This is a genomic window from Caulobacter ginsengisoli (assembly GCF_030814835.1).
GTDB lineage: Bacteria > Pseudomonadota > Alphaproteobacteria > Caulobacterales > Caulobacteraceae > Caulobacter > Caulobacter ginsengisoli.
Map to the genome: position 1 here is coordinate 1,044,231 of NZ_JAUSVS010000001.1, position 21,844 is coordinate 1,066,074.

General features: G+C 68.6%; 22 protein-coding genes, 1 tRNA gene and 1 pseudogene. 5 read left to right on the forward strand and 19 right to left on the reverse strand.

All coding sequences use genetic code 11. From position 1 onward, the window contains the following. The first annotated feature begins 96 nt into the window (after positions 1 to 96). Complete coding sequence (locus QO010_RS05305) at positions 97 to 1,347, forward strand: glycosyltransferase (protein WP_307346900.1); 1,251 nt, start codon at positions 97 to 99, stop codon at positions 1,345 to 1,347. Here the strand turns inward: QO010_RS05305 and QO010_RS05310 are convergent. Next, positions 1,344 to 2,366 (reverse strand): SAM-dependent methyltransferase, encoded by a 1,023-nt coding sequence (locus QO010_RS05310; RefSeq protein WP_307346903.1) that lies wholly within the window; start codon positions 2,364 to 2,366, stop codon positions 1,344 to 1,346. The genes QO010_RS05305 and QO010_RS05310 overlap by 4 nt on opposite strands. After that, entirely contained in the window at positions 2,363 to 3,178 is an 816-nt protein-coding gene (locus QO010_RS05315) for a DUF1295 domain-containing protein (protein WP_307346906.1), read from the reverse strand. The genes QO010_RS05310 and QO010_RS05315 overlap by 4 nt, the downstream gene beginning before the upstream one ends. Before the next feature lie 126 nt (positions 3,179 to 3,304). Between QO010_RS05315 and QO010_RS05320 the strand changes: the two genes are divergently transcribed. Continuing rightward, a complete protein-coding gene (locus QO010_RS05320) occupies positions 3,305 to 3,865 on the forward strand; it encodes a hypothetical protein (protein ID WP_307346908.1) in 561 nt (186 codons plus the stop codon). Positions 3,866 to 3,973: 108 nt separating this feature from the next. Here the strand turns inward: QO010_RS05320 and QO010_RS05325 are convergent, their stop codons facing one another. The 10 genes from QO010_RS05325 to QO010_RS05370 all read right to left on the reverse strand — a co-directional run bounded on the left by QO010_RS05325 (position 3,974) and on the right by QO010_RS05370 (position 13,576). Beyond that, positions 3,974 to 5,095 carry a serine hydrolase domain-containing protein gene (locus QO010_RS05325; protein ID WP_307346911.1) on the reverse strand — a complete coding sequence of 374 codons (1,122 nt, stop codon included), beginning with the start codon at positions 5,093 to 5,095 and terminating at the stop codon, positions 3,974 to 3,976. 20 nt (positions 5,096 to 5,115) lie between these two features. Further along, a tRNA-Val gene (locus QO010_RS05330) sits at positions 5,116 to 5,192 on the reverse strand. An 88-nt stretch (positions 5,193 to 5,280) separates the two neighbouring features. Further along, complete coding sequence (locus QO010_RS05335) at positions 5,281 to 5,715, reverse strand: DUF1036 domain-containing protein (RefSeq protein WP_307346913.1); 435 nt, start codon at positions 5,713 to 5,715, stop codon at positions 5,281 to 5,283. A gap of 155 nt (positions 5,716 to 5,870) precedes the next feature. Then, positions 5,871 to 6,146 carry an HU family DNA-binding protein gene (locus QO010_RS05340; protein ID WP_307346916.1) on the reverse strand — a complete coding sequence of 92 codons (276 nt, stop codon included), beginning with the start codon at positions 6,144 to 6,146 and terminating at the stop codon, positions 5,871 to 5,873. Between the two features lie 151 nt (positions 6,147 to 6,297). Next, the gene (lon, locus tag QO010_RS05345; RefSeq protein ID WP_307346919.1) at positions 6,298 to 8,697 is read right to left on the reverse strand and encodes an endopeptidase La; all 2,400 of its coding nucleotides are present in this window, start codon (positions 8,695 to 8,697) and stop codon (positions 6,298 to 6,300) included. Positions 8,698 to 8,875: 178 nt separating this feature from the next. Then, a complete protein-coding gene (locus QO010_RS05350; RefSeq protein ID WP_307346922.1) occupies positions 8,876 to 9,835 on the reverse strand; it encodes a hypothetical protein in 960 nt (319 codons plus the stop codon). A gap of 99 nt (positions 9,836 to 9,934) precedes the next feature. Further along, on the reverse strand, positions 9,935 to 10,528 hold the full coding sequence (locus QO010_RS05355; RefSeq protein WP_307346924.1) for a 2-hydroxychromene-2-carboxylate isomerase: 594 nt from the start codon (positions 10,526 to 10,528) through the stop codon (positions 9,935 to 9,937). Continuing rightward, the gene (locus QO010_RS05360) at positions 10,528 to 11,253 is read right to left on the reverse strand and encodes an SDR family oxidoreductase (RefSeq protein ID WP_307346926.1); all 726 of its coding nucleotides are present in this window, start codon (positions 11,251 to 11,253) and stop codon (positions 10,528 to 10,530) included. The genes QO010_RS05355 and QO010_RS05360 overlap by 1 nt, the downstream gene beginning before the upstream one ends. A 21-nt stretch (positions 11,254 to 11,274) precedes the next feature. Next, entirely contained in the window at positions 11,275 to 12,786 is a 1,512-nt protein-coding gene (locus tag QO010_RS05365; RefSeq protein WP_307346929.1) for a malonate--CoA ligase, read from the reverse strand. Between the two features lie 118 nt (positions 12,787 to 12,904). Then, positions 12,905 to 13,576: a Crp/Fnr family transcriptional regulator gene (locus QO010_RS05370; protein ID WP_307346932.1), complete on the reverse strand. Its 672-nt coding sequence runs from the start codon at positions 13,574 to 13,576 to the stop codon at positions 12,905 to 12,907. A gap of 74 nt (positions 13,577 to 13,650) precedes the next feature. Here QO010_RS05370 and QO010_RS05375 point away from each other — a divergent pair, with 74 nt between their 5' ends. Continuing rightward, the gene (locus tag QO010_RS05375; RefSeq protein WP_307346935.1) at positions 13,651 to 14,490 is read left to right on the forward strand and encodes a TauD/TfdA dioxygenase family protein; all 840 of its coding nucleotides are present in this window, start codon (positions 13,651 to 13,653) and stop codon (positions 14,488 to 14,490) included. 10 nt (positions 14,491 to 14,500) lie between these two features. Here QO010_RS05375 and QO010_RS05380 read toward each other — a convergent pair whose 3' ends face one another. Together QO010_RS05380 and clpX are read right to left on the reverse strand one after the other, a co-directional pair. After that, a complete protein-coding gene (locus QO010_RS05380; RefSeq protein WP_307346938.1) occupies positions 14,501 to 15,289 on the reverse strand; it encodes an enoyl-CoA hydratase/isomerase family protein in 789 nt (262 codons plus the stop codon). Between the two features lie 119 nt (positions 15,290 to 15,408). Beyond that, the gene (clpX, locus tag QO010_RS05385) at positions 15,409 to 16,668 is read right to left on the reverse strand and encodes an ATP-dependent Clp protease ATP-binding subunit ClpX (protein ID WP_307346941.1); all 1,260 of its coding nucleotides are present in this window, start codon (positions 16,666 to 16,668) and stop codon (positions 15,409 to 15,411) included. A 467-nt stretch (positions 16,669 to 17,135) separates the two neighbouring features. Here clpX and QO010_RS05390 point away from each other — a divergent pair, with 467 nt between their 5' ends. Together QO010_RS05390 and QO010_RS05395 are read left to right on the forward strand one after the other, a co-directional pair. Beyond that, positions 17,136 to 17,756 (forward strand): HAD-IB family hydrolase, encoded by a 621-nt coding sequence (locus QO010_RS05390; protein WP_370873713.1) that lies wholly within the window; start codon positions 17,136 to 17,138, stop codon positions 17,754 to 17,756. Beyond that, positions 17,756 to 18,010 carry a hypothetical protein gene (locus tag QO010_RS05395; protein ID WP_307346947.1) on the forward strand — a complete coding sequence of 85 codons (255 nt, stop codon included), beginning with the start codon at positions 17,756 to 17,758 and terminating at the stop codon, positions 18,008 to 18,010. The genes QO010_RS05390 and QO010_RS05395 overlap by 1 nt, the downstream gene beginning before the upstream one ends. Before the next feature lie 10 nt (positions 18,011 to 18,020). Here QO010_RS05395 and QO010_RS05400 read toward each other — a convergent pair whose 3' ends face one another. The 5 genes and pseudogenes from QO010_RS05400 to QO010_RS05420 form a co-directional block, all read right to left on the reverse strand. Beyond that, complete coding sequence (locus tag QO010_RS05400; protein WP_307346950.1) at positions 18,021 to 18,647, reverse strand: ATP-dependent Clp protease proteolytic subunit; 627 nt, start codon at positions 18,645 to 18,647, stop codon at positions 18,021 to 18,023. A 94-nt stretch (positions 18,648 to 18,741) separates the two neighbouring features. Next, complete coding sequence (locus QO010_RS05405; protein WP_307346954.1) at positions 18,742 to 19,311, reverse strand: 2'-5' RNA ligase family protein; 570 nt, start codon at positions 19,309 to 19,311, stop codon at positions 18,742 to 18,744. Continuing rightward, positions 19,308 to 20,027 (reverse strand): ABC transporter ATP-binding protein, encoded by a 720-nt coding sequence (locus tag QO010_RS05410; RefSeq protein ID WP_307347086.1) that lies wholly within the window; start codon positions 20,025 to 20,027, stop codon positions 19,308 to 19,310. The genes QO010_RS05405 and QO010_RS05410 overlap by 4 nt, the downstream gene beginning before the upstream one ends. Before the next feature lie 24 nt (positions 20,028 to 20,051). Beyond that, positions 20,052 to 21,029 (reverse strand): annotated as a pseudogene (locus QO010_RS05415) (FecCD family ABC transporter permease); the annotation flags it as partial. Then, positions 21,026 to 21,841: an ABC transporter substrate-binding protein gene (locus QO010_RS05420; protein WP_307346957.1), complete on the reverse strand. Its 816-nt coding sequence runs from the start codon at positions 21,839 to 21,841 to the stop codon at positions 21,026 to 21,028. The gene QO010_RS05420 and the pseudogene QO010_RS05415, both read right to left, overlap by 4 nt. Between the last annotated feature and the right edge of the window lie 3 nt (positions 21,842 to 21,844).

Genomic DNA, 21,844 nt, shown 5'->3' on the forward strand with positions numbered 1-21,844 from the left:
GGCTCAGCGCCGCGTCGGGAGCACGTCAGGCGGAAGTGGCTACCGGTTCCGCCGCCCGACGTGCTCCCAACTCTAAGAGTCTTCGGGGGAGTCCAAATGGCCCGTTTCCTGTTCGCCACCTGGGAAGGCGGCGGCCATGTGCAACCGATGCTGAGCGTCGCGGCCGGGCTGAAGGCGCGCGGCCATCGGGTGCTGATGATGAGCGATGCCGCCAGCGCCCCCGACGCGGCGGCGATGGGGGTCGAATTCAGGCCCTGGACCACCGCCCCCAGCCTGACCGAGAAGGCCCGCTCGGGCGACCGGCTGCGCGACTGGGAGGCCGACAACCCGCTGCAGGTCATCCAGGACCTGATTGGCAAGGTGATGATCGGGCCGGCCGGCGCCTACGCCGCCGATGTGACGGCGACCCTGGCGGACTTCAAGGCCGACGTGGTGGTCAGCCAGGAGCTGCTGTTCGGCCCGATGCTGGCGGCCGAGGCGGCGGGCCTGCCGCTGGCCCTGCTGGCCGCCAATGTCTGGACCTTCCCCACCCTCACCGGCGTCCCGCCGTTCGGGACCGGCATGGCGCCGGCGACCAGCGACGACGAGCGGGCCCTGCACGCCATGGTCGCCCAGACCACCCGGACCATATTCCAGATGGGCCTGCCCGACCTCAACGCGGCCCGGGCGGGCCTGGGCCTGATGCCCCTCGCCGATCTCTTCGACCAGCTGGCCTATGCCCGCGCCATCCTGCTGGCGACCAGCCGCGCCTTCGACTTCGCGCCAGAGCCGCTGGCCGAGCCCTTCCGTTATGTCGGGCCGTACCTGGGCGATCCCGTCGATGTCGAACCCTGGTCGGCGCCCGGCGACGGCAAGCCGCTGGTGGTGGTGTCCTCCTCGACCCTCTACGAGGGCCAGGAGGGCTGGCTGGGCCGGGTGATCGCGGCGCTGGGCTCGCTTCCCGTGCAGGGCCTGGTCACCCTGGGACCGGCCATCGATCCGGCCCAGTTCGATCCGCCAGCCAATGTCTCTGTCGTTGCCAGCGCCCCGCACAGCCAGGTGCTGCCAAAGGCCGCCGTCATGATCACCCATGGCGGCCACGGCTCGGTGCTGCGCGGCCTGATGGCGGGCGTTCCGCTGCTGCTGCTGCCGGCGGTGCGCGACCAGAACGACAACGCCGCCCGGGTGACCGCCCGGGGCGCCGGCCTGTCGCTGAGCCGCGACGCCAGTCCCGAAGCGCTGGCGGCGGCGATCCGGCGGCTGCTGGACGAGCCCGGGTTCGCCGTCCAGGCGCGGGCGCTGGGCGCGGCGATCGCGGCGGACGTCGGGGGCCGCTCGGCGGAGGATGAGTTGGAGCGGCTGGTCTAGACCGGCTTCAGCCGATAGTGGCTGACGCCCCATTCCTCGCCGCCGCGATGGCCGAAGACGCCGGCAGTGGCCAGGAAGAACAGGCGCCAGCGGCGGCGCCACAGGCCGGCGTCCTTGCCGTAGACCTGTTTCATGATCGAGCGGACGGCGGCGTCATTGGCGTCCATATTGGCCAACCAGTCCAGGGCCGTGCGTTCATAGTGCTTGCCGCTCCAGCGCCAGTCGGCCTCCAGCTCGAAGGTGTCGCCGAACTGCCGGATCAGGTTGTGGCTGGGCATGAAGCCGCCGGTGAAGAAGTAGCGGCCGATCCAGTCCTGCGGGTTCTCGTGGCTGAAGCGGTAGGGCGCGCTGGCGTGGCTGAAGACGTGCAGAAACAGCCGGCCGTCGGGCGCCAGCCAGGTCCGTACCCGCTCCAGCAGGGCCGGCCAGTTGGCCATGTGCTCGAACATCTCCACCGAGACGACCCGGTCGAAAGTCCTGCCCGGCTCGAAGGCGTTGGCGTCGGCGGTGATGACGGTGAGGTTGGTCAGGCCCCGCGCCGCCGCCTCCGCCTCGATGAAGGCCCGCTGGGTGCGGCTGTTGGAGACGCTGGTGATCTTCGAATTGGGATAGCCGGCGGCCATCCACAGGCTCAGCGAGCCCCAGCCGCAGCCCAGTTCCAGCACGTCCTGGCCGTCCTGCAGGTCGGCATGGGCGCAGGTCTCGATCAGGGCCTGGCGTTCGGCGTCGTCGAGGGTCTGGGCCCCGTCCTCGTAGAGGCAGGAGGAGTATTTCAGGTGGCTGCCCAGGACGAGACGGAAGAATTCGGTCGGCAGTTCGTAATGCTGCTCGTTGGCCGCATCGGCGTGCTCGGCGATGGCCAGGGTGCGCATGTTGGCCGCGAACTCGGCCTCCGACTGAGGTCGCAGCCGCTGGCGGGTGCGCTCGCCCTCGACCAGGTTCCAGATCGCCGCCCGCCGCAGCGGGTCGGGGGCCGGCAGGTTCTCGGCGGCGTGGATGGCGGAGGCGATCAGGCTCATGCCAAGTCTCCTTGGGCGGGGCTTCGTTTGGGCGGCATGGGGAAGAAGACCGAGGTGCGGGCCTTGTAGGCGTCGAAGGCGGCGCCGCGGCTCTTGGCCATGGCGTATTCCAGCATCCGAACGCCGGTGACGTTGTTGAGCAGGTGGTACATCAAGAGCGGCCCGATCAGGGCGACCAGGCCCCAGTTCCACCGGCCGCTGAGGTCGATGGCGATGACCGGATAGGCCACCCAGGCCAGCCACTCGAAGAAATAGTTGGGGTGGCGCGACCAGGCCCACAGGCCCGTCTCGCAGATCCTGCCCTTGTTGGCGGGATCGGCCTTGAAGGCGGTCAGTTGGGCGTCGGCCAGGGCCTCGCCCAGGATGGCGATGGCCAGCAGCGCCCCGCCCAGGCTGTCCTGCCAGGAGAGCTCACCCGGCCGGCGGGCGGCGACCAGCACGCCCAGGCTCAGCAGGAAGGAGGCCGCGCCCTGCATCTCGAGAAAGCCGAACATCATCAGGTCGTTGCGCGCGCCCCACTTGCGCCGCAGGCCGGCATAGCGGGCGTCCTCGGGACGACCGGCCGTGCGCAGGGCCAGGTGGGTCCCCAGTCTGAGACCCCAGACGGCGATCAGCACCGCTACGATCCACTGCCGGGCCGTCGGCGGCGCGCCGTCGATGGGGACCAGGGCGACGATCACCCCGGCCGCGCCCAGGACATAGGACCAGAACACGTCGGTCCAGCCGCCGTTCTTCATAGCGCGCTGGAAGGCCCAGACCAGGGCCATGGCCATGGCCAGGAAGGCGGCGTCGACGGCGAGGAGGTTCAGCATCGGTTGAGGATACGCGCGTCGGCGCGAAGTGGTTCACCCACAAATGGGGGATTAGATGCGCCGCCTTAACCGGCCGTAGAGCCGCGGGCCCCATCCTGGACGCCACATCGAGGGGTCCCAAGGATCATGCGCTGGATTATCGGAGCGGCCGCCTGCGCGGTGCTGGGCCTGGTCGGCTGCAATGCGTCATCGGCGCTCAGCGACGACACCAAGGCCTTCACGGCCGGCGTCGCGGCCTTCAAGGCCGGGGATCGAACCGCGCTGGACACGGCCATGACCACCCTGAAGGTCAGGTCGGACGATCCTGCCCCCTGCTCCCCCGAAGCCTTCGCGGCGGCGCGGCGCTCGGCCTTCCGGCAGATCCTGGAGCCTCTGGACCGCTCGGCCATCCTGTCGATGCCGGAGGAGGCGCGGTTCGTCTTCCTCAGCGGCGCCATCGGCCGTGGCGTCGAGGACGCGGCATCGCCCGCCCAGGCCTGCAAGGACCAGAAGGATGTCGGCCTCTTGGCAGTGCAGGACACCGTCGAACGGGTCGCCGCGCTCAAGGCGGTGATCGAGACCACCAAGTCCTGGCATGAGGCCCTGGCCGCCAGGCACGGCAAACAGCTGGATGCCCGGCTGATGGCCGCCGCCCGCATGCTGGCGGCCAACCATTTCGACGTGGGTTACCTGCAACTGCGGTATTGAGGGACCGGCCCCGGCCGATCTCGCCCTCGCTAGACCCGGGGAATCGCCGGCAGCGGCATGGCGGGAGGAAGGCCCGAAACGCCGTTTCCTGAAAGCCAATCCTGGCGGTCAGGGCCTGGGCCGACAGGATTTGAACCAGAGCGCCCCCAGGTCGCGGGACATCGCTTCGACCTTGGCCCCGCCGTAGTTGGACAGCAGGATCATCGTCAGGGGCGCGTCGTCGAAGCGTTCGAAGTCGCTGGCAAACCCCGGCAGGTTGCCGCCGTGGCCGACATAGCGGCGCCCCTCCACGCTGTCGACGAAGAAGCCCAGTCCATAGCCGTGGCCCCGATCGGCGAACAGCCGGTCCCGCAGGTCGGGCCGCAGCAACGCCGCTCCGTGCAGGGCCTTGTCCCAGGCCAGCAGGTCGTCGACGGTCGAATACATGGCTCCCGCGGCGAACAGCATGCTGGGGTCGATGTAGAACAGGTTCGCGACGCCCGCGCCGTCCTTCATGTAGCCCGAGGCCCGGCCGGGCAGCAGCGCCTGGGCGTCCAGGAAGCCGGTATGGCTCAGGCCCTGTGGCCGCAGGATGCGGTCCTGGACGAAGGTTTCGAACGGCTTGCCGCTCACCGCCTCGACGACCATGCCGAGGGCGGCAAAATCGGTGTTGGTGTAGCGATAGCGGCTGCCCGGCGGGAAATCGAGCGGACGGTCGCGGACCAGGGCCAGCACTTCCGCCGGCGTGCGCTGCACCCGCATCAGGGCCCGGAAGGAGTTGGTCGTCAGGGAATACTCGGCCAGTCCGGACTCGTGGCTGAGCAGGTGAGCCAGGGTGATGTCCCGCCAGGCCGGGGGCGCGTCGGGGATGAACCTGGCCAGACGGTCGTCGAAGCCGAGCTTTCCGTCCTGCGCCAGCAGCGCGATGGCGACGGCGGTGAAGGTCTTGCTGGTCGAGCCGATGGCGAACACCGAGTCTGGCGTGGCCGCCACGCCCAGTTCGCGGTTGGCCAGCCCATAGCCGCGGCGAAGCAGCGGTCGGCCCTCAAAGGCGATCAGCACCGCCCCGCTGAAGCCGGCCGAGCCGACCTTCTCGCGGATATAGGCGTCGGCAAGCCGCGCGTAGCCCGGACAGCCGGCCGCCTGGGCCGGGCCAAGGACGGTGGCGGAGAGGGCGAGGACCAGGGTCAGAAGGCGCGGGAGCTTGATGATCCTGGTCCTGTTCGAATGCGGCGCAGCCCAGCCCCGCAAGGCCGCAGGGCGGAGCAGGATGGTGGGCGGCGACGGGTTCGAACCGCCGACCCTCTCGGTGTAAACGAGATGCTCTGACCAGCTGAGCTAGCCGCCCTTTCCCGGCGTCATAGCGTCCTGGGAGAGGGAGCGCAAAGCCAAGCTAGGCTCCGCTCCCCCATCGGGGACAAAGCTTCTTCACCGCCTCACGGATTGAAGTTGACGGTCTTGTCGGCCAGGCCGGTGACGTCGACCGTGGCGAAGCCCTTCAGCTCCTTGGCGTCGCAGGTGTAGTCGCCGCTGTTCACCCGGCGGAACGGCCCGGGATGCTGCACGCAGAGCTGGAAGTCGCCGCCCCAGCTGCCGTCCTCGTCATCCTCGGCATAGTCGTAGATGACGCTGTCGTTGGGCACGCGGATGTCGAAACAGCTGTAGGGGCTGATGTTCTTCCAACCCTCGACGATCCAGTTGTTCGAGCCGATCGACTCCCGATAGCCCAGAGCGACATAGATCTTCAGGCTGGTCTTGTTGCACAGATGGACATTGACCATGCCCGACCCACTGCTGGGCTTGCTGGTATAGCCGCCGCCACCGCCCGGATGGGTCTGGCTCCAGGCCGGCGAGATGGACGCCAGCGCCAAAATCGCCGCCACCGGCGCCGCAACGCGCCGTGCAAACTTCAATCCACCCATAGTTCAACCCTCCCCTTGGGGTTCCTCAAACAGCCGGGCATATGCTTACGCGTCTTCGCCCGCTTGAAAAGAGCGGCGGCGCGCGACGCCCCCTTTTTGGCGGGTCAGCCGTTCAGAGCGCTTTTCAGACTCTCGCCGGCCTGGAAACGCGCCGTCTTGCTGGCCGGCCGCTGGACCTTGGCTCCGGTCTTGGGATTGCGGGCGGCGCCGGCCTTGCGGATCACCGGCTTGAAGGCGCCGAAGCCGACCAGGCGAACATCGTGGCCCTCTTTCAAACTGGAGGTGACGGCCTCCACGAACGCGGTCAGGGCCGCATTCGCCTGCGACCGGTTCAAACCTGACTTGTCGGAAATCGCAGCCACCAATTCAGCCTTGGTCATGCCTGTCTCCCAGCCATTGTGCAGCGCGATACTTCCCCCCTCAGGCGAACCCCGCGCGGACAGCGATTATGGCGGTTGCGAATCACCCGTCAAACGGCAAGCGGCGCGGGAATGACCCGCGCCGCCCACATTATCGCCGTTCAGCTATGAACTAGTGCGTGATCACCGAGTCCGCGTCGGTCTCGTCGACCTTCGCAGGCGCCACAACGCTGTCGTCCGGCTCGGTCCATTCGATCGGAGTCAGAGGGCCGGTCAGGGCCTGGGCCAGGACCTCGTCGACGGTGGAGACCGCGATGATCTCCAGCTCGTTTTTGACGTTGTCCGGGATGTCGGCCAGGTCCTTCTCGTTCTCCTTGGGGATCAGCACGGTCTTGATGCCCGAGCGCAGGGCCGCCAGCAGCTTTTCCTTCAGGCCGCCGATCGGCAGCACCCGGCCGCGCAGGGTGATCTCGCCGGTCATGGCCAGATCCTTGCGGATGGGGTTGCCGGTCAGCACCGAGACCATGGCCACGGCCATGGCGACGCCGGCCGAGGGACCGTCCTTGGGCGTCGCGCCTTCCGGCACGTGCACGTGGACGTCGGTCTTGTCGAACAGGGTCGGCTTGATGCCGAAGGCGGGCCCTCGCGAGCGGACATAGCTGTTCGCCGCCGAGATCGACTCCTTCATCACCTCCTTGAGGTTGCCGGTGATCGACATCCGCCCCTTGCCGGGCATGCGCACGGCTTCGATGGTCAGGATGTCGCCGCCGAACTCGGTCCAGGCCAGGCCGGTGACGATGCCGATCTGGTCGACCTCGTCGGTGGCCCCGTAGTGATACTTCTTCACGCCGGCGTATTTGGCGATCCGGGCGTCGTCGATGGTGATCGTGGTCAGCTTTTCGCGGTCCAGGTCACGCACCACCTTGCGGGCGAGGCCTCCCAGTTCCCGCTCCAGCGACCGCACGCCGGCTTCCCGGGTGTAGTAGCGGATCAGGTCGCGGATGGCCTTGTCCGGCACGACGAACTCTTCCGGGGTCAGGCCGTGGTCCTTGGTCAGGCGCGGCATGATGTGGCGCTTGGCGATCTCGACCTTTTCGTCCTCGGTGTAGCCGGGGATGCGAATGATCTCCATGCGGTCCAGCAGGGGCTGGGGCATGTTCAGGCTGTTGGCCGTGGTGACGAACATCACCTGGCTAAGATCGTAGTCCACTTCCAGATAGTGGTCGGCGAAGGTCGAGTTCTGGGCCGGGTCGAGCACCTCCAGCAGGGCGCTGGAGGGATCGCCGCGCCAGTCGGAGCCCATCTTGTCGATCTCGTCGAACAGGAAGAAGGGATCGACGGCCTTGGCCTTCTTCATCGACTGGATGACCTTGCCGGGCATCGAGCCGATGTAGGTGCGGCGGTGACCGCGGATCTCGGCCTCGTCGCGCACGCCGCCCAGGGAGAGGCGCACGAACTCACGGCCCGTCGCCTTGGCGATCGAGCGGCCAAGCGAGGTCTTGCCGACGCCGGGAGGGCCGACCAGACAGAGGATGGGCCCTTTCAGGGTGCCGGTCCGGGACTGCACCGCCAGGTATTCCAGGATGCGTTCCTTGACCTTCTCCAGACCGTAGTGGTCCTCCTCGAGTATCTCCTCGGCCCGGGCGACGTCGATCTTCTTGGGCTTGGCCTTGCCCCACGGGATCGACAGGATCCAGTCGAGGTAGTTGCGCACCACCGTGCTCTCGGCCGACATCGGGCTCATGTTGCGCAGCTTCTTCAGCTCCGCCTCGGCCTTGGTGCGGGCCTCCTTCGACAGGCGGGTCTTCTTGATGCGGCGCTCCAGGTCCAGCAGCTCGTCGCGCTGGTCGTCCTGTTCGCCCAGCTCGCGCTGGATCGCCTTCATCTGTTCGTTGAGGTAGTATTCCCGCTGGGTCTTCTCCATCTGGCGCTTGACGCGCGAGCGGATCTTCTTCTCGACCTGCAGGACGCTGATCTCGCCTTCCATCAGGGCGAAGACCTTCTCCAGCCGCTTCACGACGTTGAAGATCTCCAGCAGGTTCTGCTTGTCGTTGATCTTCACCGACAGGTGGGCGGCGATGCTGTCGGCCAGCTTGCCCGGATCGGTGATCTGCGGGATCGAGGCCAGGGCTTCGGGCGGCACCTTCTTGTTCAGCTTGACATAGTTCTCGAACTGCTCGGCCACGGCGCGGGACAGGGCCTCGGCCTCGTGGGCCTCGCCGCCTTCCTCGTCGATCACGGCCGCGTCGGCCTCGTAGAAGTCCTCGGTGGCGGTGAACTTCAGCACCGCGGCGCGGGTCTTGCCCTCGACCAGCACCTTGACGGTGCCGTCGGGCAGCTTGAGCAGCTGCAGGACCGTGGCGATGACGCCGACGTCGAAGATGTCGCCCGGGGCGGGATCGTCGTCGGCGGAATTCTTCTGGGTGGCCAGCAGGATCTGCTTGTCGGTGCGCATCACCTCCTCGAGGGCGCGCACGGATTTGTCGCGACCGACGAAAAGCGGCACGACCATGTGTGGGAAAACGACGATGTCCCGAAGCGGCAACACCGGCAACGTGCGGATATCCGACATTTCACTCTCCTTCACCCGGTCCGTATCGGCCCCGGGCGCCCACCGGACGTCGGTGGACTCTCGGGTGATATGTGGCCGCTTCGCCGAGCCATTCAAGCTTGGCGCCGTTCCAGTAATAATCTCTGAGGCTTAACGCCTCAGTACGGGCACAGCTGCGTGATGGAACCGTGACTGTCGCTCAGCGTCCGGAACGATCCGGCTTCTCGCGCTCGGACTTGGGCTCGGCCTCATCCTTGGGCTCTGGTTTGGGCGGCGGAGCCAGGGTGGTCCCCATGCTGCGGGCGACATCGGCTTCCTGGCGGTCGCCGCGGCGGACATCCCGACGGGCCGTATAGAGGCCGCGCAGATAGGCCCGGTCCCAGTCGGTCATCCCCTCGACCGGCTCGACGCCGGCGGCCTTGTCGGTGAACAGGTTGAGGATGGACGAGACGCCCTTGGTGTCGGCGTCGGGATTGATCTGGGCCAGGCTGACCATCGCGACATAGTCGGCCAGGGCCGAAAACCGCACCACGCCCACGCGGCGCGCGTCAAGGACGATGACCACATGGTCGAAGTCGACACGGGTGTTGGCGTTCACCCGGCCCACGCTGCGGACCCGGACATTGGCGCCCTGGACATAGGTCTGACCGTCGGAGAGCTTACGCGAGGAGACATGCCACCAGCGGACCGGGGCCTGGGAGTCGATGAAGGCCTGCAGGGCCTTCTTGCCGCGGCTGACGCCGTCCTCGTACTTGGCGAAGGTGTCGGGATTGTCCTTGACCGCCTGGCGGACCAGGGCGTCGGTGTCGGCGCTGGCGACGATCAGGATGTCGGCCTTGCAGCCGGGCTTGCCGACCTCCAGCCCGACGGCCTGGGCGTTGGCGGCGATGCGGTCCAGCAGCACCTGGGCGTAGGCCGGCTTCAGGCCGATGACGCCGGGGCAGATCTTACGGTCCCAGCGGCCCACACGCTTGTCAGAGCCCGTGGCCGTGACGCTGGAAACAAAGCTGGTGATCTGTTCCTTGTCGGTCTTGGCCGGGGCGGTGACCACCAGGCTCTCGACGGTGTTGCCCTCGCTGGGGTTCGGCGGCGGCGTCGTGGCCGGGCCGGCCTGCAGGATGGCCAGGGCGCTCAGAAGGGCCGGCGCGAGATTGGACATGGGTTTGGAAGTCCCCGACTTACAACTTCGGGGAGCCGTAACGCGCCGCGCGACGCGGCACAATGCGACGCACGGTCCGTGGAGAATTTGTAATGGGGGCTAGCTGCCCGAGGTCAGCGCTTCCTCGATCCAGTCCAGGCGGTCCTGGCCGAAATACATCGCCTCGCCCAGGAAGAAGGTCGGGGCGCCGAACACGCCCCGGGCCACGGCGGCCTCGGTGTTGGCGCGCAGGGCGTCCTTGACCGCCTGGTCCTCGGCGGCGGCGATCAGGACGGCGGGATCGAAGGCGCCGGCGCTGAGCACCTCGGCCAGCACGGTGGGGTCGCCCATATTCTTGCGGCGCGACCACATGGCGTCGAACACCAGGTCGACATAGGCCATGAAGTTGGGCCCGCCCTTCAGCGCCGTCGCCCCGCGCATGATCTGGGTGGTGTTGATCGGGAAGTAGGGGTTCATGTTCAGCTTGACCCCGTGGCGCTTGGCGAACCGGCCCATATCCTCATTCATGTAGCGGCCCTTGGCCGGCACCATGGCCGGCGAGGCGTTGCCGGTGGCCTTGAAGATGGCGCCCAGCAGCACCGGGACATAGTCGACCTTGACGCCGGTGCGCTCGATCAGCCCGGGGATCTGCTTGTGGGCCAGATAGGTGGTCGGGCTGCCGAAATCGAACAGGAATTCCAGGGTCTTCGTCATCACCAGGTCTCCGTCCAGGGGCGCAGGTCCAGCTCGTGGGTCCAGGCGTCGCGCGGTTGGCTATGCAGCATCCAATAGGCGTCGGCGATGTGGTCGGGGTTGAGGATGCCGTCCCGGTCCTTCATCGCATAGCGGTCGGGGAAGTTCTGGGCGATCCACTGGGTGTCGATGGCCCCGTCGATCAGGGTGTGGGCGACATGGACGCCCTGCGGCCCCAGTTCCCGGGCCATGCTCTGGGCCAGGGCCCGCAAGGCGTGCTTGGCCCCGGAGAAGGCTGAGAACCCCTCGCGGCCGCGCACGCTGGCGGTGGCCCCGGTGAAGAGGATCGTCCCTCTGCCCCGCGGCGTCATATGCCGGGCCGCTTCCCGCCCGGTCAGGAAACCGGCGAAGGCCGCCATCTCCCAGACCTTGCGATAGACCCGCGCCGTGGTCTCGACGATGGGGAAGCGGACGTTCGCGCCGATGTTGAAGACCACCGCCTCGAGCGGGGCGACCTCGGTCTCGATCTTCTCGAACAGCGCCACGACCTGGTCCTCGTCGCGGGCGTCGCAACCGAACGGATGGGCTTGGCCGCCCTCGGCGGTGATCTGCCCGGCGAGGTCTGCGAGGCTGGCGGCCTCACGGCGGACGATGCAGGCGGCGTAGCCCTCGCGGGCGAAGCGGCGGGCGATGGCGCCGCCGGTGGCGTCTCCCGCCCCGACGACCAGAACGGCCTTGTCAGCCATGGCTACCTCGTCCGTTGTTTTTCAGGACTGACTGTATAGCCCCGCGTGGGTCTGGCGCAACAGCGCCTTCTGCACCTTGCCCATGGCGTTGCGCGGCAGGTCGTCGACGAACAGCACCCGCTTGGGCTGTTTGAACTTCGCCAACCGTTCTTGCAGCGCCGCCAGCACCCCCGCCTCGGTCAGCGTCGTGGATCCACCCGTGGCGATGACGGCCGTGACGCCTTCGCCGAAGTCGGCATGCGGCAGGCCGATGACGGCGCTCTCGACCACCCCCGGAATGGCGTCGAGTTCGGCCTCGACCTCCTTGGGATAGACGTTGAAACCACCCGAGATGATCAGGTCCTTGCCCCGCCCGACGATGCTCACATAGCCGGCCGCGTCGATCATCCCCAGGTCGCCGGTGATGAAAGAACCGTCGGCCCGGAACTCGGCGGCGGTCTTTTCGGGCATGCGCCAGTAGCCGGCGAAGACGTTGGGGCCCCTGACCTCGATCATGCCGATCTCGCCCTGGGCCAGGGGGACGCCGGTCTCCGGGTCGGCGATGCGCAGCGCCACGTCCGGCAGCGGCGGGCCGACCGTGCCGGCCACCCGCTCGCCGTCATAGGGGTTGGAGCTGTTCATGCCGGTCTCGGTCATGCCGTAGCGCTCCAGGATCGCCGTCCCGGTCCGCGCCGACCAGTCGCGATGGGTCTCGGCCAGCAGCGGGGCCGAGCCGGAGATGAAGAGGCGCATGCCCGCCACCGCCGCCCGGTCCAGGCCCGGCTGAGCGAGGAGCCGGGTGTAGAAGGTCGGCACCCCCATCAGGGCGCTGGCGCGGGGGAACAGGGTCAGGGCCTCGGCGGCGTCGAACTTCGCCCGGAAGATCATCGAGGCCCCGGCCGTCAGGACGACGTTGGTCGCCACGAAGAGGCCGTGCACGTGATAGATCGGCAGGGCGTGGATCAGCACGTCGCGAGCCGTGAACCGCCAGAGCTTCGTCAGGGTCGCGGCGTTGGAGGCCAGGTTGCCCTGGGTCAGCATCGCCCCCTTGGAGCGGCCGGTGGTGCCCGAGGTGTAGCAGATGGCGGCCAGGTCGCTGGACGCTCGTTCGACCGTGGCGAAGTCGGCGGACTGGCCGGCGGCAAGGTCGGTGAGGCTGCCCTGCCCTTGCGCATCCAGCGTGGCGACCTTCGCGCCGACCTTGCTGGCCAGCCCGCCGACACCTTCCAGCACCGCCGGATCGCAGACGATCAGCGCCGGCTCGGCGTCCTCGATGAAGTAGCTGAGCTCGGCCAGGGTGTAGGCGGTGTTGAGCGGCAGGAACACCGCCCCGGCCCGCACGCAGGCCAGGTACAGGTAGAGGTTCTCCGGCGTCTTCTCGACCTGCGCGGCCACACGGTCGCCGGGCTGGACGCCCAGGGCCGCCAGGGCATGGGCCAGGCGGGCGGTGTGGGCTTGAAGATCGGCGTAGGTGTCGATGCGGCCATCGGACCGTTCGAGGAAGGGCGCGTCAGGGCGGCCGGCGGCGGTAAGTTGGTCGTAGAGCGGGTTCACAACCTCTCCGTATCCCCAGCGAAAGCTGGGGTCCATGAGTGAGAAACAACCCGCAAGGTGATGGTCGACTATCCGCCCTCATGGGCCCCAGCGTTCGCTGGGGACACGGAGGATGGGGTTACCCCGCCACCACGCCCCTCAGCGCGGCGGGTTTCAAAATCTCCACCCGGCCATAGCCCAGCCGCACCCAGCCCTTGCGGGCCATCTCGCCCAGCCAGCCGTTGATCGCCTTGCGGGTCACTCCGACCATTTCGGCCAGATCGCCCTGGCTGACATCCGCCACACCGAGGTTCTGCTCCAGCTGCAGCAGGCGCGCGGCCAGGCGCGCCCTGGGAGGAAGCGCTGTGAGCACGGCGACCAGCTGCAGGATCGTGCTGAGCTGCAGATAGAGCAGCCCCGCCAGATCCCGCCAGACGCCGGGATGGTCGGCCGCCGCCTGGCGCAGGGCCCGGTCCGAGAGGGTGAAGACGATGCTGTCGGCGGCGGCGATCACCGTCAGCAGGCGCGGCCCGCCCCCGAAGGTGGCGCTCTGACCCATCACCGCCCCGGGCGGCATGATGGCGATCATCACCTCGCGCTCGCCGGGGGCCTGGCAGTAGAGCTTCAGCCGCCCCTCCAGCACCGCCAGCAGGCCCGTCTCCTCGTCGCCCTCGCCATGCAGCCATTCCCCGGCGCCCCGGCGGATCAACCGGCCGGCCTTGATCAGGGCGGCGGCCTGTTCGGGGGCCTGACCGGCGAACCAGGGGATGGCCATCAGGCTGCGGCGCTGGTCCTCGTCGGGCGGGTTCATGACCAACTGTAACCCAGGTGACGTTCCGCCGTCCAGGATCGGCGACACTCCCCCCAAGCCCGCCGGAGGAACCCATGCCCACGTCCGTCATCGCCATCGAACGCCAGAGCGGCTGTGGCGCCCTGGTCAGCGGCGTCGACCTGGCCAGCGCCGGCCCGCGCGAGGTCGACCTGATGCGCAAGGCCCTGTTCGACCACGGCGTCCTCTTCTTCCGCGATCAGACCCTGACCCAGGCCCAGCACATCGCCCTGGCCGAACAGTTCGCCCCCATCGACATCAATCGCTTCTTTCCGGCCGACGCGGACTACCCACAGATCGCCAAGGTCGAGAAGACGCAGGAGCAGACCTCCAACATCGGCGGCGGCTGGCACACCGACCACAGCTATGACGCCGAGCCGGCCATGGGCTCGATCCTGGTCGCCCGCCAGCTCCCCGACAAAGGCGGCGACACCCTGTTCGCCGATATGTACGGCGCCTTTGACAGCCTGGACGACGCGCTCAAGGCGCGGCTGAAGACCATGCGGGCCGTCCATTCCACCGCCCAGGTGTTCGGGGCGGCCGGCGCCTATGCCGGGACCGACCAGCAGGCGCTGTCAGGCAGCCGCGACCTGCCCGAGACCATCCACCCGGTGATCATCCGCCATCCCGGCAGCGGCAAGCCGGTGCTCTACGTCAATCCCGCCTTCACGACGCGTTTCGAGGGCATGACCCGCGAGGAGAGCCTGCCGCTGCTGCAACAGCTGTTCGTGGCGGCCATCGACCCGGCCCGGGTGACCACCTTCAAGTGGAAGCCGGGCTCGGTGGCCATCTGGGACAACCGCGCCAGCTGGCATTTCGCCAAGAACGACTATCACGGCCAGTACCGGCTGATGCACCGCATCACCATGAGCGGGTGTGCGCTGGAAGCGGCGTAAAACTCCGCCCTCAGTCCCCCCTAAACTCCGGCTTCCGCTTCTCGAAAAACGCCTGCACGCCCTCGGCCATGTCGGCCGAGCGGGAGGTCAGCAGGAACTGGTCGCGGTCCATGAAACTGGTGGCGGCGTGGGTGGCGTTCACCGCCGCGTTGATCGCCTCCTTGGTCATGCGCACCGGCAAGGGGGGCAGGTCGGCGACCCGGCGGGCCCAGTCCAGCGCCTCGGCCTCGGCGGCGCCGTTGGCCACCACCACCTCGGCCAGGCCCGCGGCCAGGCATTGCTCGGCGTTCAGCTGCTCGCCAAACAGCACGAAGCGCTTGGCCTTGGCGGGACCCATCAGGGCCGCGAGCCTGGGCAGGCTGCGCCAGCTCATGTTCATGCCCAGCGGAATCTCAGGCAGGCGCAGCCGGGCCGAGGCGCCCAGGATGCGGAAGTCGCAGGCAATGGCCAGCGCCACGCCGCCGCCGATACAGAAGCCTTCGATGGCGCAGATCGTCACCTGCTCCAGCTCCTCCCAGGCGCGGCAGAGGTCGGGACCCAGCTTCATCGACTGCCGCAGCTGCAACAGGGTCGCGCCGGCGGCGTTCCGCTCGGGGTCGGCCAGGTCGGCGCCGGCGGTAAAGAAGTCGGGACCGCCCGAGAGCACGATGGCCTGGATGTCGATGCGCGGCCGCAGGGCGTCGGCGGCGGCGATCAGCTCGCGCATCAAGGCCCGGCTCAGCGCATTGCGGGCCTCCTGGCGATTGAGACGCACGATCGCGACTGCGCCCTGCTCCTCGACGGTCAGAAACTGCGGCATCGCCTTCTCCGCCCCCCAAGGAGAATTAGCCGCTGAGTCGTCCGGCCGACAAAACGACGAACGCCCTCCCCTCTCGTCGAGGGAAGGGCGTCCGGAATTTCGACCGTGAGCGGAGGGCTTTAGGCGGCGCCGCCGGCCTTCTTCTCGGCGTAGATGACCAGCGGCTGGGCGCGGCCTTCGACGACCTCGGCGTTGACCACCACTTCCTCGACACCCTCGTAGGTCGGCAGCTCGTACATGGTCTCCAGCAGGATGCCTTCCATGATCGAGCGCAGGCCGCGCGCGCCGGTCCGGCGGCCGATGGCCTTGCGGGCCACGGCGTTCAGGGCGTCGTCGGTGAACTGCAGGCCGATATTCTCCATCTCGAACAGGCGGCCGTACTGCTTGACCAGGGCGTTCTTCGGTTCGGTCAGGATCTTGACCAGCGCGCCTTCGTCCAGGTCTTCCAGGGTGGCGATGACCGGCAGGCGGCCGATGAATTCCGGGATCAGGCCAAACTTCATCAGGTCGTCAGGCTCGACGTTGCGCAGGACTTCGCCCGTGCGCCGCTCATCGGGATCGACCACCTTGGCGCCGAAGCCGATCGAGGTGCCCTGGCCGCGGCCCGAGATGATCTTCTCCAGGCCGGCGAAGGCGCCGCCGCAGATGAATAGGATGTTGGTGGTGTCGACCTGCAGGAACTCCTGCTGGGGATGCTTGCGGCCGCCCTGCGGGGGCACCGAGGCGACGGTGCCTTCCATGATCTTCAGCAGGGCCTGCTGCACGCCCTCGCCCGACACGTCGCGGGTGATCGAGGGGTTGTCGGACTTGCGGCTGATCTTGTCGACCTCGTCGATGTAGACGATGCCGCGCTGGGCGCGCTCGACGTTGTAGTCGGCGGCCTGCAGCAGTTTCAGGATGATATTTTCGACATCCTCGCCGACATAACCGGCTTCGGTGAGCGTCGTGGCGTCGGCCATCGTGAACGGCACGTCGATGATTCGCGCCAGGGTCTGGGCCAGCAGGGTCTTGCCCGAGCCCGTCGGGCCGACCAGCAGGATGTTGGATTTGGCCAGTTCGACGTCGTTATTCTTCTGCGCGTGGTTGAGGCGCTTGTAGTGGTTGTGCACAGCAACGGCCAAGACCTTCTTGGCGTGCATCTGGCCGATCACGTAATCGTCGAGGACTTCGCAGATTTCCTTGGGGGTCGGCACCCCATCCTTGGATTTGACGAAGGCGATCTTGTGCTCTTCGCGGATGATATCCATGCAGAGCTCGACGCATTCATCACAGATGAACACGGTCGGACCGGCAATCAGCTTGCGCACCTCATGCTGGCTCTTTCCGCAGAAAGAACAATACAGAGTGCTTTTCGAGTCGCCGCTGGCGGCCTTGGTCATGTCGCTTCTCACGCTACGGCGGATCCGGTCCCAGAACCGAACACCGCCTCCCCGGGGGCGCTTCCCGCCAATCGAACTTGCAGGATACGCGCCGCGGGTTGTCTAATCCTTGACATTCCCCGATCCGGGCGTCCCGAACAAGCGTCCAGGCGCCACACACCTAAGGAATGCGCCGATCTCCACCCATCAAAGCGGGCGTTCGGCCTCACCGTCATAGATGGGTCATGTCCCATCATGGAACAAGCACCGGCCCAGGGTTACGCGGTAAGGCGTCGCAGCGCTTCTCACGTCTCCTTGAACTACAAGGGGTTGAGGCTATGAAACAGGTGTCACGAATCGTGCAGGGACGGCCGCCTTGGCCTTGAGGGGCAGCCGGACTGGAGATCGCGGGGCGAAAGCCGCGCGATGGGACGATGGGACGCAGAGCAACAACACTGGCGAGACGATTGACGTCCTCGATTCACATCATGGCTGACCCGCTGGACGCCCCCGCCCTGGTGGCGTTCGATTTCGACGGGACGCTGACCGTCCGCGACAGCTTCACCGCCTTCCTGAAGTGGCGGGCGGGCGGGGCGCGCTACATGCTGGGCTGCATCAAGCTGGCCCCGGCCGCCTTCGCCTATCTGTTCCACCGCAACCGGGGCCGGCTGAAGGCCGCCGCCGTGCGGGAATTCCTCAAGGGCGCGCCGCAGAAGGAGCTGGAGGCCCAGGCCAAGGCCTTCGCCGAATGGGCCGCGCCCAAGCTGTTCCGCCCCGACGCCCTGGCCACCTGGCGGCGCTGGCGTCTGAAGGGCGCCAAGACGGTGATCGTAACCGCCTCTCCCGACCTGATCGTCGCCCCCTTCGCCCGCGGCCTGGGAGCCGACGCCCTGATCGGCAGCGGCCTGGCCTTCGACGCCAACGACCGCTGCCTGGGCGTCCTGGCCGGCCCCAACTGCCGAGGCCCGGAAAAGGTCCGCCGGCTCAAGGCCCATTATGGCGAGGACGTCCATCTGGCCGCCGCCTATGGCGACACCTCCGGCGACAAGGAGATGCTGCAGATGGCCGACGAGAAGGGCTACCGCGTCTTCCGCGGCAAGCCCAGCTGATGCGCCACGCCCGGCCGGCGGCGCTGGACGAACTGGAGCCCTTGCTGGCCCAGATCCGCGCCCTGCGCGGGCTGACCGAGAAGGCGCGCGGGGTTTTCTACCGCAAGTCCAAGGCCTTCCTGCATTTTCATGAGGACCCGGCCGGCCTGTTCGCCGACGTGCGGCTGAGCGCCGACTTCGACCGCTTCAGGGTCCAGACAGCGGAAGAGCAGGCCGCGCTGGTCGGCCTGCTCTCCAGACATCTCAACGATTGAGGGGCTAAGCTTAAGCGCCGCTGACGTCCTCGTCGCGGGTGGACTGCACGCGGTCGACGATGCCCCAGGCCAGGGCCTCATCGGCGCTCATGAAGTGGTCGCGGTCCAGGGTCTTCTCGACTTCCTCGTAGCTGCGGCCGGTGTGGTGGACGTAGATCTCGTTCAGCCGGCGCTTGGTCTTGATGATGTCCTCGGCATGGCGCTCGATGTCCGAGGCCTGGCCGCGGAAGCCGCCCGAGGGCTGGTGGACCATGATGCGGGCGTTGGGCAGGGCGATCCGGTGACCGGCGGCGCCGGCGCACAGCAGCAGGCTGCCCATCGAGGCGGCCATGCCCATGCAGACCGTCGAGACCGGGCATTTGATGTACTGCATGGTGTCGTAGATCGCGAGACCCGACGTCACCACCCCGCCCGGCGAGTTGATGTACATCGAGATTTCCTTCTTGGGGTTCTCGGACTCCAGGAAGAGCAGCTGCGAACAGATCAGCGAGGCCATGCCGTCCTCGACCGGACCGGTCAGGAAGATGATCCGCTCCTTCAACAGGCGCGAGAAGATGTCGTAGGCGCGCTCGCCACGACTGGTCTGCTCGACCACCATCGGGACCAGGTTCATCATCGGACGGTCGTATTCGGACATGCAGGGGCCCTCTGGGTGCAGGCGTCGCGAATCGCGCGCGCCGTTGTTTCAGCCACGGATATCGGTCTGGGGTTAACAGTATGCAAGGCCGCCGCTACGCCGCGAGCGGCCAACGCCGCAGGGCGATGTGCTGGGTTCGGCCCAGCAGGCTGTGAACCAGGACCAGTTCGGCGGCGGTCCAGCTGATCGGTGCGACGGGCGTTTCCGGGACCAGGGCGTCGTCATAGAGCAGGGTCACGTGCGGCGTGAAATTGCGGTCCGGCCGCAGACCCGATCTGACCATCGCCGCGCCCAGTTGCTGCTGGAAGGCGATGACCCCGGCCAACCCCTCCCCGCCCCGCAAGACGAACGGCCGGTTGCCGGAGCGGCCATGGAAGCTGGCGGCGCGGTCGAAGGTCACCTCGAACGGCGCGGCGGTGAGGCTGGCCGCCGCGGTCGTCGCGGGCTCCACGACCGACTCTGGGACCCCGACATAGTCGCCCAGGTGGCTGATGGTGATGTGGAAACGCTCCGGAGCGAGCGGCCGCCCCCGCAGGTTCAGCTGGCCCCGCAGGCCATCGGCGAGCACGGCGATCCGCGCCGCCGTCCCGGCATCGGGGAAGACGGCGAAGAACAGGCGATCGGTCGGCCGGAGGGGCTCGGGATCGTCGAAGAGGCCGCTCATTTGACGATCCGGCGCGCCGCCAGGGTCAGGCCGGCCGGGGTTTCGATGAGCCCGCCCTCCAGGCCGAACACCTCGCGCAGGACTTCCGGCCGCAACGCCTCTATCGGCGGCCCTTCGGCGACGGCGCGGCCGGCCTTCAGCACCACCAGGCGGTCGCAGAAGCGGGCGGCCAGGGTCAGGTCATGCAGGGTGACCACCACGCTGGCGCCGCGCGCGGCCTCGGCCCGGAGCAGTTCGAGCATGTGCAGCTGGGCGTCGGGGTCGAGGCCGGCGGCGGGTTCGTCGGCGATCAGGACGGCGGCCCGGGTGGCCAGCAGCCGGGCCAGCAGCACCCGGGCCCGCTCGCCGCCGGACATGTCGAGGACGCCGCGCTGGAGCAGGCGGCGCAGGCCGACCTTGGCGAGATAGTATTTGGCGGCGGCATGGGCGTCGGACAGGGAAAGGTCCGGGGCGCCCAGCGCGGCGATGTCCTGCGCCGACAGATTCCAGCCGACGTGACGCTCCTGCGGCAGGTAGCCGACCAGGCGCGCCCGCTGGGCCTCGGTCAGGTTCGAGAGGGGCTGGTCATCCCAGAGGATCAGGCCATGGCCGCTGTCCAGCAGTCCCAGCCCGCCGCGCAGCAGCGTGGTCTTGCCCGAGCCGTTGGGGCCCAGCACCCCGACCACCTCACCGCCGACCAGGGTCAGGCCGACCGCCTGGGCCGGCGGGGCGCGCAGGGACGAGGACGGGGCCGCGCCAGTGGAGCGCCAGCTGCGCGACGCCCGCCAGGCGACCAGGGCAAAGAGCGGCGCGCCGAACAGGGCCGTGACGACGCCGAGCTTGAGCTCCTGCTCGGTCGGGATCAGCCGGGCGACGAGGTCGGCGGCGGCCAGCAGCGCCGCCCCGGCGATGGCGGAGGGCAGCAGGGTCTTGCCAGGATCGTCGCCGACGCTGCGGCGAACCAGGTGGGGGGCGGCCAGGCCCACGAAGCCGATGACCCCGGACGCGGCCACGGCCGCCCCGGTCAGCAGGGCCGCGCCGGCGACGGCGGCGGTGCGCAGGCGGGCCATCGGCAGGCCTGACAGGGCGGCGGTCTCTTCGCCCAGGGTCAGCATGGTCAGGCCCCTGGCCGACCAGGCGCAGAGCCAGGCGCCCAGGGCCATGGGGATCAGGGCTCGCAGGATGTCGATCCAGTCGCGGTTCTCCACCGAGCCCAGCAGCCAGCTCATCACCTCGGCCGTGGTCACCGGCGAGGGCGAGAAGTTGAACACCAGGGCGGTCAGGGCCCCGCCAAAGGCCGACAGCGAGACCCCGAACAGGATCAGGGTCTCCGGCTCGCGGAAGCGGGCCGAGATGGCCGAGACGATCAGGCCGGCGGCCAGGGCTCCGGCCAGGGCGGCCAGCTCGATGGCGCCGGGGGCGAGCGCGATGCCGGCGGCGATGGCGGCGGCGGCCCCCAGGCCCGACAGGGCGGAAACCCCCAGCACGCCAGGGTCGGCCAGCGGGTTGCGCAGCAGGCCCTGCATGGCCGCGCCCGCCAGCCCCAGCGCGGCGCCGACCAGCCCCGCCATCAGGGCGCGCGGGGCGCGGATCGACCAGATGACCTCGGCCGGGGCCGAGCTGGGGTGGGTGAAGGCCTGGACATACTGCTCGGCGCTCAGCGGCGTCTCGCCCAGCAACATGGCGGCGGCCAGGGCGGCGATGAGCAACAGAAGCAGAATCGCCAGGCTGCGGGTCATGGCCCCGTTGTGGGCCGCGCTTTGGCGATGTCCAGCGCTCCGTCGGCGGCGAACCAGGCCGGACAGCCCAGCATCGACCCCGGCAGCGAGGCGATGGTGCGGCCCGGGAGGCGTCTTTGCAGCACCCGATGCCGGCCCGGCGCCCAGCGCTCCATGGCGTTCTCCAGCGAGTCGAAGAAGCCCAGCACGAAGGCCTGCGGAGTCTTGAAGACCATGGCCTCCAGCGGGACGGCCGCGTAGCCGGCGCCGGGGGCCAGGTTGGTCAGGCCCGCCGCCGCCAGGATGGCGTCGACCAGGGTGCCCTTGCCCGCCGTGAAGCCGCCGGGGGTCATGTAGAGGGCCCCGGCGCCCTGCCAGCGGCCCTGGGCGGCGGCCAGCTTGCCGTCCATGCCGGTGATCAGCGCCTCGCCGCGCGCCGGCTGGTTCATGGCCGCCGCGACCTTGCGAATATTGGCCCGCACGGCGTTGAAATCACTGGCTTCGTCGATGCGGACGGTGCGCACGCCGCGCCGCTTCAGCATGGCGTCCATCCGCCCATCGCCGCCCCAGTAGCGGACCACCAGGGTTGGGCGGGCGGCCAGCACGGACTCGGCGCTGACCCGCCGCAGGGGCAGCCCCCTCGCCTCCTTGCGCAGCCAGGCGTCGGCGTCGTCGGCGCGGCGCGAGAGGCCGACGATGTCTGCGCGCGGGCTCAGGGCCAGGACATACTGATCGGCGCACTGGTCGAGCGAGACCACGCGCTCGCCGGCCAGGACTGGACTCGTCAGAAGACAGGCCGCCGCGACGCCCAATATCCAGCGGGCGGCGGCCATGGG

Bases quoted from the DNA above. Each gene is read 5' to 3' on its own strand.
- QO010_RS05320 (WP_307346908.1), top strand. From the start codon at position 3,305: ATGCGCTGGATTATCGGAGCGGCCGCCTGCGCGGTGCTGGGCCTGGTC.
- QO010_RS05405 (WP_307346954.1), bottom strand. From the start codon at position 19,311: ATGAGCGGCCTCTTCGACGATCCCGAGCCCCTCCGGCCGACCGATCGC.
- QO010_RS05390 (WP_370873713.1), top strand. From the start codon at position 17,136: ATGGCTGACCCGCTGGACGCCCCCGCCCTGGTGGCGTTCGATTTCGAC.
- QO010_RS05310 (WP_307346903.1), bottom strand. From the start codon at position 2,366: ATGAGCCTGATCGCCTCCGCCATCCACGCCGCCGAGAACCTGCCGGCC.
- QO010_RS05395 (WP_307346947.1), top strand. From the start codon at position 17,756: ATGCGCCACGCCCGGCCGGCGGCGCTGGACGAACTGGAGCCCTTGCTG.
- QO010_RS05370 (WP_307346932.1), bottom strand. From the start codon at position 13,576: ATGAACCCGCCCGACGAGGACCAGCGCCGCAGCCTGATGGCCATCCCC.
- QO010_RS05360 (WP_307346926.1), bottom strand. From the start codon at position 11,253: ATGGCTGACAAGGCCGTTCTGGTCGTCGGGGCGGGAGACGCCACCGGC.
- QO010_RS05375 (WP_307346935.1), top strand. From the start codon at position 13,651: ATGCCCACGTCCGTCATCGCCATCGAACGCCAGAGCGGCTGTGGCGCC.
- QO010_RS05315 (WP_307346906.1), bottom strand. From the start codon at position 3,178: ATGCTGAACCTCCTCGCCGTCGACGCCGCCTTCCTGGCCATGGCCATG.
- QO010_RS05380 (WP_307346938.1), bottom strand. From the start codon at position 15,289: ATGCCGCAGTTTCTGACCGTCGAGGAGCAGGGCGCAGTCGCGATCGTG.
- QO010_RS05400 (WP_307346950.1), bottom strand. From the start codon at position 18,647: ATGTCCGAATACGACCGTCCGATGATGAACCTGGTCCCGATGGTGGTC.
- QO010_RS05355 (WP_307346924.1), bottom strand. From the start codon at position 10,528: ATGACGAAGACCCTGGAATTCCTGTTCGATTTCGGCAGCCCGACCACC.
- QO010_RS05305 (WP_307346900.1), top strand. From the start codon at position 97: ATGGCCCGTTTCCTGTTCGCCACCTGGGAAGGCGGCGGCCATGTGCAA.
- QO010_RS05420 (WP_307346957.1), bottom strand. From the start codon at position 21,841: ATGGCCGCCGCCCGCTGGATATTGGGCGTCGCGGCGGCCTGTCTTCTG.
- QO010_RS05350 (WP_307346922.1), bottom strand. From the start codon at position 9,835: ATGTCCAATCTCGCGCCGGCCCTTCTGAGCGCCCTGGCCATCCTGCAG.
- QO010_RS05340 (WP_307346916.1), bottom strand. From the start codon at position 6,146: ATGACCAAGGCTGAATTGGTGGCTGCGATTTCCGACAAGTCAGGTTTG.
- clpX (WP_307346941.1), bottom strand. From the start codon at position 16,668: ATGACCAAGGCCGCCAGCGGCGACTCGAAAAGCACTCTGTATTGTTCT.
- lon (WP_307346919.1), bottom strand. From the start codon at position 8,697: ATGTCGGATATCCGCACGTTGCCGGTGTTGCCGCTTCGGGACATCGTC.